The sequence below is a fragment of the Mordavella massiliensis genome, from assembly GCF_016902415.1.
GTDB classification, from domain to species: domain Bacteria; phylum Bacillota; class Clostridia; order Lachnospirales; family Lachnospiraceae; genus Merdimonas; species Merdimonas faecigallinarum.
The window spans coordinates 38,291-47,500 of sequence record NZ_JACJLV010000018.1; the positions used below are offsets into that span (position 1 = coordinate 38,291).

The following is a 9,210-nucleotide window of genomic DNA, read 5'->3' on the forward strand; positions in this document are numbered from 1 at the left end:
TTTCTGATGCTTAGGATTTTACTTCAAATTTATAGCCGATGCCCCAGACAGTGCTTAAACTCCAGGAGTCGTGATCCTTGATCTTTTCCCGGAGGCGCTTGATGTGCACGTCCACGGTGCGGGTATCTCCGATGTATTCATAGCCCCAGATCTGGTCCAGGAGCTGTTCTCTGGTAAAGACCTGGTTGGGAGAAGAGGCAAGGAAGTATAAAAGTTCCAGTTCCTTTGGCGGCATGTCTACGGTCTGGCCGTCCACCATGACCGAGTAGTTAGTCAGATTGATGGTGATGCCCGGGTAGGACACCCGTTTCTCTTTGCCTGCGGCGGAAGACTCCGGCTTTGGCACGGCCTGGTAACGGCGCAGCACCGCCCGGACTCTGGCCACCATTTCCTTGGAGTCAAAGGGCTTCATAATGTAATCATCGGCGCCCAGTTCCAGGCCCAGGACTTTGTCAAAGACTTCGCCCTTGGCGGAGAGCATGATGATGGGCACATTTGACCGCGCCCGGATCTCCCGGCAGACCTGGTAGCCGTCGATCCCCGGCAGCATCAGATCCAGGAGGATCAGGTCGGGCTGGTAGGAATCAAAGGCGATCAGAGCCTTTTCCCCGTCGTGGACCATGAGCGTATCAAAGCACTCCTTGGTCAGATAGAGGGAGATCAGTTCCGCAATATTTTCATCGTCATCTACGATCAGGATTTTCTGTTTATTTACCATGGATGTCTCCTTTATATGTGTTATTTCAGTTCTACGATGGTCACGCCTGCGTCGCCCTCTCCGAAGGCTCCCAGGCGGAAGGACTTGACGTGCTTTTGCCGGCGCAGATAGTTGTGGATGCCGGCCCGTAACGCGCCGGTGCCTTTTCCGTGGACCACGCGCACGCTGGACAGATGGGCCAGTGAGGCGTCGTCCAGGTATTTATCCAGGGCTGCCACGGCTTCGTCCACCGTTTTTCCCAGAAGGTTGATCTCCGGGCTTACAGAGAAGGATTTGCCCATCTTCATCTTGCCCTTTGAGGTGCGGTGCATGCCTTTGGCGCTGTAGGAAGGCGCTTCTTCCAGGATCTCCAGGTCGGAAATGTGGACCTGGGAGTGGAGGATGCCCATCTGCACCGTGACATTTCCCTTGGCGTCTGGCAGAGAAGTGATGGTGCCGGTCAGGTTCATGCTTAAGACCTTGACCGATTCGCCAAGCTTGAAGTCGGAAGGCTTATGCTGCTTCTTTGGCTTGTCGGTTCCCAGCTTTGTGTGGGAGCTGACGGAATCGATCTTCTTGCGGAGGCGTTCCCGTTCCCGCTCCAGTTCTGCGGCGGACATCTGGTCTTTGCCGGACTTGCGGAAGGCCCGGATGGTCTCGTCTGCGGTTTCCTTGGCATCGGAAAGGATGTCTCTTGCCTTTTCGTTGGCTTCCCGGATGATCCGCTCTCTCTGGGCTTCCAGCTTCTCCTTTTTCTCGTTGATCTCTGTCTTCAGGCGTTCCAGTTCCCGCTTGTAGGCGGCGATTTCTGCCTGTTCCTTTTCGATGGTCCGCTTGCTGGACTCCAGGTCGGTCAGAAGATCCTCGAAGGATTCGTCCTGCTCCGAGAGCCGGGTCCTGGCGTCGGCGATGATGTGCTCCGGAAGCCCCAGTTTCCCTGCGATGGCAAAGGCATTACTCTTGCCGGGGATGCCGATCAGCAGATGGTAGGTGGGACGGAGCGTCTCCACGTCGAATTCGCAGCAGGCATTTTCCACGCCCGGCGTAGACAGCGCATAGACCTTCAGCTCGCTGTAGTGGGTGGTGGCCATGGTGCGGATGCCCCGCTCATGCAGGTAATGCAGGATGGAGATGGCAAGGGCCGCGCCTTCTGTGGGGTCCGTGCCGGCTCCCAGTTCGTCGAAGAGGACCAGGGAGTGTTCATCCACATCCTTTAAAAAGGAAACGATGTTGGTCATATGAGAGGAGAAGGTACTTAAGCTCTGCTCAATACTCTGCTCGTCTCCGATATCCGCGTATACCTGGTGGAAAATGGCAAGCTCTGAGCGGTCCAGGGCAGGGATGTGAAGCCCGGCCTGTCCCATCAGGGTAAATAAGCCTACGGTTTTCAGGGAAACGGTCTTGCCGCCGGTGTTGGGGCCGGTGACAATGAGAAGATCAAAATCCTCTCCCAGCATCACGGTGATGGGAACCACGGTTTTCCGGTCCAGAAGCGGGTGGCGTCCCTCCCGGATGTGGATCCGGCCTTCGGTGTTGAAAATGGGCATGGAGGCGTTCTCTTCCAGGGCAAGGGCGCCCTTTGCAAAGATAAAGTCCAGGTCAGTCAATACCGTGTAATCCGTATGGATGGCGTCGGTATATCCGGCGGTGTCGGCGCTTAGCCGGGCCAGGATCACCTGGATCTCCTCCTGCTCCTTTGCATACAGTTCTTTCAGGTCGTTATTTAATTTTACGACAGCCATGGGCTCAATGAATAACGTAGAGCCGGTGGCAGACTGATCGTGGATGAGTCCGGCCACCTGGCTTCTGTACTCTGCTTTTACAGGGATACAATACCGGTCGCCCCGCATGGTGATGATGGGGTCCTGCAGATAAGTCCGGAGAGACCCGTTGACCAGGGAGGACAGGGTGGAATGTACCTTGTCGTTGATCTGTCCCATGGAGCGGCGGATCTGCTTCAAAGCAGGGCTTGCGTCGTCGCTGATCTCGTCTTCTTCCGGGATGCAGCGGCGGATCTCGGCGCTTAGGAAGGAAAGGGGCTCCAGTCTGGCAAACAGAGGGTCCAGACAGTCCTCCTGATCGTCGCTGTTTTCATGGCGTCCGTAGGATTTGACCTGCGCCGCATTTTCCAGGACCTTGCAGATCCGCAAGAGTTCCCCGCTTCCCAGGATCCCGCCGATCTCCAGACGTTTGAGAGAGTCGTTGACCGGCTGGACATTTCCAAAGGAGGGACGTCCCTTTTTGACAATGCGGGTAAAAGCGGCGGCGGTTTCCTCCTGGGAACGGCGCACCGCGTCAATATCGGTCATGGGCTTCAGCTTCCGGCAGCGGTTCTGGCCGCCGAAAGAAGAGGCATGGCCTGTCAGTAATTCGATGATTTTGTTGTATTCTAATTTGATTAATGTTTTTTGATTCATATGCTTCACCTAACCCCTATTCTACCTTATTTGCCGGATAAAGAAAAGGTAAATATTGAACATTTAAGCGCCATCATGTATACTAATAAAAGGACTGTAAAGGAGATGGAACTCTGATGGATGAGCAGAAAGATCTCGAAAATATGCAGGAAAATGACCAGAAAACGGAGCAGGAAGAATATTCTTTTTTGCAGGAGACGATCAAGGATGAGGCAGGCGGCCCGGCCCGGCGGCTGAAAAAGGATCTGCTCAGGATCTCATGCCTGGGGCTGGTGTTCGGTATCATAGCCTGCTTTGGTTTTTTTGCGTCAAAACCGCTGATGGAGGAGATCTTTGGCGAGGACCCCAGGAAGGTGACCATTCCGGAAGAAGAGGAAGAGGAGACTCTGGAGGAAGAAGGGGAGGCGCAGCAGGAGGCCGTGCAGACCCTGGATCAGGAAAGTTTCCGGCAGATGCAGCAGTCCATGACGGCTGTGGCTCTGGAGGCGGACCGCTTTGTGGCGGAGATCACCGGTGTGTCCGGGGATCAGGACTGGATGAATGAGTCGTATGATTCCGGGAACAGCGTGTCCGGGCTGATCATTGCGGACAACGGACGGGAGCTTCTGATCTTTGCCAGAACTTCTGCGACAGAAGACGCGCAGGAGATCCGGGCATCCTTCCACGATGGCAGTTCTTACGCGGCCACGCTGAAGAAGCAGGACGCGAATCTGGGCTTTGGCATCTATGCGGTGAACCGCGGGGAGATCCAGCAGTCCACCTGGAGCCAGATAAAGACGGCGGACCTTGGCAGTTCCAACACCATTTCCAGGGGAAGCCCGGTGATCGCGGTGGGGAAACAGTTCGGATACAGTAACGGCATTGGATTTGGGACCGTTGCGTCCACGCGCAACTATGCGGATGTGGCCGACGGGGAATACCGCCTGATCTGTACGGACATCGCGGCGGCTGAAAACGGCACCGGCATCCTGGTAAATCTGGACGGCCAGGTGGTGGCGGTCATTGACCAGACCATTTCCGAGGAAGACAGTATGCGCCTGGTCACAGGCTATGGCATTACAGATATTAAGGACATGATCGAGAAGCTGTCCAACGGGGAGGCGATTCCCTATCTTGGCGTCAAAGGCATCGATGTGCCGGAAGAGATCCGGCAGCAGGGCATACCGGCAGGTGTATACGTGAAGGAAGTGGAGACAGATTCTCCGGCCATGACGGCGGGGATCCAGGCCGGCGACATCATTACCAGCATCGGCGGCGAAGAGGTGTCTTCGCTGATGGCGTATCATGACGCGCTGATGGAGAAGGACAGCGGAGACGAAGTGCGGATCCGCGGGCAGAGGCGCGGAAGCGGCGGCTATGTGGACATTACATTTTCCGTGACCGTGGGAAGCAGGGAATAATGCGGCGTGGAAACCGGCCCGGGGCAGTTAGGGCAGATTTTCGTGCGCAGGCGGAAAGAAATCGATAGAAATGAGGCAGACTTATGAGATATATCAATACCCTCCGGGAGGGAGAAACCATTCGGAACATTTATCTGTGCAAAGGCAAGCGTTCGGCGGAGACCAGGAACGGCAAGCCCTACGACAACCTGATCCTGCAGGACAAAACAGGCACCCTGGACGGCAAGGTCTGGGACCCGAACTCCGGCGGGATCGCAGATTATGACGAGAAAGACTTCATCGAAGTCTATGGCGATATCATCAGCTACAACAACAATCTGCAGATGAACATCAAGCAGATCCGGAAGGCGGGCGAAGGCGAGTACGATCCGGCGGACTACATGCCCACCACAGATAAAGATCCGGACGCCATGTATCAGGAATTGCTGGGCTATGTAAAGCAGATCTCTAATCCCTACCTGCGGAAAGCAGTGGAGTATTATTTCGTGGACGACCCGGAATTCATCAAACGCTTCCGGAAACATTCGGCGGCAAAAAGCGTGCACCACGGCTTTGCCGGCGGCCTTCTGGAACACACCTTAAGCGTGGTCAAATTCTGTGAATATATGGTGGGGGCATATCCCATCCTGAAAAAAGACCTGCTGTACGCGGCGGCTATCTGCCACGACATCGGAAAAATCAAAGAACTGTCCGCATTTCCGGACAACGATTACACCGACGACGGCCAGCTCCTTGGCCACATCGTCATTGGCATCGAGATGATGGACGACGCCATCCGCAGCATCCCGGACTTCCCGCCGCGCCTGGCAAGCGAACTGAAGCACTGCATCGTGGCACATCACGGCGAGCTGGAGTACGGTTCCCCGAAGAAGCCGGCGCTGGCAGAGGCACTGGCTCTGAACTTCGCGGACTGCACAGACGCCAAGATGCAGACACTGACAGAAATCTTCAGAGAGAAAAACAGCAGCGACTGGCTGGGGTATAACCGGCTGTTTGAATCTAACCTGCGGAAGACGCAAGGATAACAATGGGGACGTAGACAAATGCAAAAGGTCTACGTCCCAAATTGTCATTTGGGGTGTCCCAAATCGTCATTCAGGGTGTACCCGACTGAAATGAGGGAGTGAAAATTATGCAGAAAAATGAGATTGCAGTGATTGAGATTGAGGATATGGGAGCCGGCGGCGAGGGCATCGGCAAGGCGGACGGATATACCCTGTTTGTCAAGGATGCGGTGATCGGCGATGTGGTGGAAGTGAAGGTGATGAAGGCGAAGAAGCATTATGGCTATGCCAGGCTGATGAAGATCGTGAAGCCTTCGGATCAGAGAGTTGCGGCCAGATGTCCGGAGGCCAGGCGGTGCGGCGGATGCCAGATCCAGGAAATGGATTACCAGGCGCAGCTTGCTTTTAAGAACCGGAAGGTGAGGAATCATCTGCTCCGGCTGGGCGAGGTGCCGGAAGAGTTGCTTGACCGGGTGATGGAGCCGGTCTGCGGCATGGAGGAGCCGTTCCGCTATCGGAACAAAGCCCAGTTCCCTGTCGGGAGAGACCGGGAGGGGAATCTGACGGCGGGATTTTATGCGGGCCGGACGCATAGTATCATCCCTGTGCCGGAGCTGGACTGCCTGCTTGGGGCAAAAGAAAATCAGAAGATCCTGCGGATCATTTTAGAATATATGAAGGAATACGGCGTGGAGCCATATGACGAGGAGAGCGGCAGGGGCCTGGTGCGCCATGTGCTGCTGCGGAAGGGATTTTCCACGGGAGAGCTGATGGTCTGTCTGGTCATCAACGGAAGGAAGCTTCCCCGGGCGGAGGCGCTGATCGGGCGGCTGAAAGAGATCCCCGGCATGACCAGCATTTCCTGCAGCGTAAATATGGAGCGGACCAATGTGATCATGGGCAGCGAAATCCTCCCGCTGTATGGGAAAGATTATATTACGGACAGGATCGGCCCGGTGAAATATCAGATTTCGCCGCTGTCTTTTTACCAGGTGAATCCGGTGATGACGGAGAAGCTGTATGGCGCGGCGCTGGAATATGCGGAGCTTACCGGTTCAGAGGTGGTCTGGGATCTGTATTGCGGCATCGGGACCATTTCTCTTTTTCTCGCGCAGCAGGCGAAACAGGTCTACGGCGTGGAGATCGTGCCGGCGGCGATTGAGGACGCTAGACGTAATGCCCGGATCAACGGGATTGAAAATGCAGAGTTTTACGTGGGAAAAGCGGAGGAAGTTCTGCCGGATTATTATGCCAGGTATGAGAAGGAGACCGGCCGGAGCGCCCGCGCGGATGTGATCGTGGTGGATCCGCCGCGGAAGGGCTGCGACGAGGCCCTGCTTGAGACGATCGTGAAAATGCAGCCGGAGCGGGTGGTGTATGTGAGCTGTGATTCCGCTACGCTGGCCAGGGATGTGAAATATCTGCGGGGGAACGGGTACGAAGTGCGGAAGGTGCGGGCATTTGATCCCTTCTGCCAGACCGTGCATGTGGAGACTGTCTGTTGTCTACATCGGGTGAATTCGTAGAAATCCTTTGTTTTAGGCATTTTGCGAGGTATATGAGTTTCGCACCGACAGGAAAACAGGGACGAAAAAAACAGATTATGGATGGCATAGAGGTGTCTGTAGTTCTGCATGTGGTATGAGTAGACACATAAAAGTTGATGTAACATTTCAATTTGAATATCGTAGATAAGAGTGAAAAGGACGCTTGTTTTCAGAGGTTTTCTGAAAGGTAAGAGTCCTTTTTCTTTTGTACGGAACAGGAGGAAAAATCAAATGGTAAAAAAGAAAGCGATGTGTTCATCACAGACTGACGTGCCGGGTGCAGACATTGGAATGATTAAAATAAGGGAATTGCATGACTTCAAAGAACATCCGTTTAAAGTAGAACGAAATCAGGAACTCTTTGAGTTGCGCAGAAGTATTCAGCAGGAAGGTATACTGGTGCCGCTGCTGGTCCGTAAAAATCCGGATGGAGAAGGATTTGAAATCATTGCAGGGCATCGAAGAAAAGAAGCTGCCCTCTGGGCGGGAATCAAAGAAGTTCCAGCTATCATCTGTAGTATGGATGATGATCAGGCAGTTATCGCAATGATAGACAGTAACTTACAGAGAGAAAAAATTTTGCCGAGCGAAAAAGCCTTTGCTTATAAGATGCGGTTACAGGCAATGAACCGGCAGGGAAAAAGAAAGGAATTATCTTCGGACCCATTGGAACCGAAGTGTATTGAGGAAATGGTTGAGATATCTTTATTAGAAGCGGATATCTCTGAAAATGGCAAGGTAAATATTAAAATGACGGATTCTGCAGGCGGTTATCGGAGCAATGAGCAGCTTGCCCGGATGGTGGGGGAAAGTGTGACACAAATTAAGCGTTATATTCGTCTGACAAAACTGATACCGAAGATTTTGGATATGGTTGACCGGGAATTGCTGGCAATTCGTTCTGCAGTGGAAATTTCATTTCTGACAGAAGAAGAACAGTATGAGCTTCATGCTGTAATGGAACTGGAACAGTGTATTCCGAATATTTCACAGGCCAACCGGTTAAAGAGGATGAGCCAGCAGAAACAGCTTGATATGGACATGATTTATGATATTCTTCAGGAACTCAAGCCTAACCAGAGGGAACAGGTAAAAATTCCTTTTGACCGGATTGGAAAGTATTTCCCACCAGATTATACACCAGCTCAACAGGCAGATCTGATTGAAAAACTACTGAAAGGGTGGGCACATCAGAATAAGAAAAAAGATGTTCAACAGGAAATATAATGGAAAGAGAGGGTAGAGTTATGGAACTGAATTATAAAAATGTGAATGGGTATTTGCTGCCGGAACTGGAATATAAATCTGGAGAACAGATGTTGCATATCGGAAAATACGGATTCTTGCGCAGGGATTACCTGAAAAACTGCAAACGGGCAAAATATCAGGTGATGCTTTTAAAAGATACGCTTGGCGAGCATTTGTTGGAAATTGACCGGGTAGCAAAGGAGCGGGAAGAAATTATACTGAAACAGCTGGAAAAGAGCGATCCTTTGCCAGATAAGGAGGATGACCAGATGGCATGGGTAAGAGCAGTCAATCAGCATAGGGCAATTGCAGAGGAAATGATTTTGGCGGAACTGATTTACGTTTCCTAAAAGAAAAGATAAACAAAATAAATAGAAGATACGGCACAGGTCATGAAAGGCTTTGTGCCTTTTTTATTGGAGGTGAAGCTATGTCACAGGTGTTCCGGGTGGAGCAGACGAAGAATTTTACAGTTATGAGCAATCATCATTTCAAGAATAAGAAACTCTCTTTAAAGGCAAAAGGTCTTCTTTCTCTTATGCTGAGTTTGCCAGATGACTGGAATTATAACATGAAGGGGCTGGCATCTTTAAGTAGGGATGGGATTGATTCTGTAAGATCAGCGATAAAAGAATTAGAACATCATGGATATGTGGAGAGACACAGGATCAGGTATTGTGACGGCTGTTATGGGGATACGGAATATATTGTCCGTGAAGTACCTTCGGGGAAGGAAAATGAATGAGCAGATATGAAAATATGCCATACAGGTTTTAAAATCTGGATACATCAGACCATAGGAAATCCCTGCATGGGTTATTCCCATCTGGGAATGTCAGGCCATAGGAGAAGCCTATGTGGGAAAAACCTGTGCAGGATCATGGGACACTATTAAGT

8 protein-coding genes are annotated in these 9,210 nt (G+C 52.2%); 6 read left to right on the plus strand and 2 right to left on the minus strand.

The features are described from left to right. Positions 1-10 precede the first annotated feature (10 nt). Positions 11-718: a response regulator transcription factor gene (locus tag H6A13_RS06955; RefSeq protein ID WP_204908890.1), complete on the minus strand. Its 708-nt coding sequence runs from the start codon at positions 716-718 to the stop codon at positions 11-13. A 20-nt stretch (positions 719-738) separates the two neighbouring features. Beyond that, on the minus strand, positions 739-3,114 hold the full coding sequence (locus H6A13_RS06960) for an endonuclease MutS2 (protein WP_204908891.1): 2,376 nt from the start codon (positions 3,112-3,114) through the stop codon (positions 739-741). A 116-nt stretch (positions 3,115-3,230) separates the two neighbouring features. On the opposite strand from H6A13_RS06960, the gene H6A13_RS06965 reads away from it, so the two are divergent. From H6A13_RS06965 to H6A13_RS06990, 6 genes are all read left to right on the plus strand, one after another. After that, positions 3,231-4,514, plus strand: coding sequence for a S1C family serine protease (locus tag H6A13_RS06965; protein WP_204908892.1), 1,284 nt, complete (start codon positions 3,231-3,233; stop codon positions 4,512-4,514). Positions 4,515-4,597: 83 nt separating this feature from the next. Next, positions 4,598-5,539: a 3'-5' exoribonuclease YhaM family protein gene (locus tag H6A13_RS06970; protein WP_204908893.1), complete on the plus strand. Its 942-nt coding sequence runs from the start codon at positions 4,598-4,600 to the stop codon at positions 5,537-5,539. Between the two features lie 107 nt (positions 5,540-5,646). Continuing rightward, positions 5,647-7,044 carry a 23S rRNA (uracil(1939)-C(5))-methyltransferase RlmD gene (rlmD, locus tag H6A13_RS06975; RefSeq protein ID WP_204908894.1) on the plus strand — a complete coding sequence of 466 codons (1,398 nt, stop codon included), beginning with the start codon at positions 5,647-5,649 and terminating at the stop codon, positions 7,042-7,044. A gap of 252 nt (positions 7,045-7,296) precedes the next feature. Continuing rightward, on the plus strand, positions 7,297-8,292 hold the full coding sequence (locus H6A13_RS06980; protein ID WP_204908895.1) for a ParB/RepB/Spo0J family partition protein: 996 nt from the start codon (positions 7,297-7,299) through the stop codon (positions 8,290-8,292). 20 nt (positions 8,293-8,312) lie between these two features. After that, entirely contained in the window at positions 8,313-8,663 is a 351-nt protein-coding gene (locus tag H6A13_RS06985; RefSeq protein WP_204908896.1) for a TnpV protein, read from the plus strand. 80 nt (positions 8,664-8,743) lie between these two features. After that, a complete protein-coding gene (locus H6A13_RS06990) occupies positions 8,744-9,058 on the plus strand; it encodes a helix-turn-helix domain-containing protein (RefSeq protein WP_204908897.1) in 315 nt (104 codons plus the stop codon). Positions 9,059-9,210: the final 152 nt, after the last annotated feature.

Excerpts from the sequence above, each read along its gene's own strand:
- H6A13_RS06990 (WP_204908897.1), top strand. The coding sequence starts at position 8,744 with ATGTCACAGGTGTTCCGGGTGGAGCAGACGAAGAATTTTACAGTTATG.
- H6A13_RS06955 (WP_204908890.1), bottom strand. The coding sequence starts at position 718 with ATGGTAAATAAACAGAAAATCCTGATCGTAGATGACGATGAAAATATT.
- H6A13_RS06965 (WP_204908892.1), top strand. The coding sequence starts at position 3,231 with ATGGATGAGCAGAAAGATCTCGAAAATATGCAGGAAAATGACCAGAAA.
- H6A13_RS06980 (WP_204908895.1), top strand. The coding sequence starts at position 7,297 with ATGGTAAAAAAGAAAGCGATGTGTTCATCACAGACTGACGTGCCGGGT.
- H6A13_RS06960 (WP_204908891.1), bottom strand. The coding sequence starts at position 3,114 with ATGAATCAAAAAACATTAATCAAATTAGAATACAACAAAATCATCGAA.
- H6A13_RS06970 (WP_204908893.1), top strand. The coding sequence starts at position 4,598 with ATGAGATATATCAATACCCTCCGGGAGGGAGAAACCATTCGGAACATT.
- H6A13_RS06985 (WP_204908896.1), top strand. The coding sequence starts at position 8,313 with ATGGAACTGAATTATAAAAATGTGAATGGGTATTTGCTGCCGGAACTG.
- rlmD (WP_204908894.1), top strand. The coding sequence starts at position 5,647 with ATGCAGAAAAATGAGATTGCAGTGATTGAGATTGAGGATATGGGAGCC.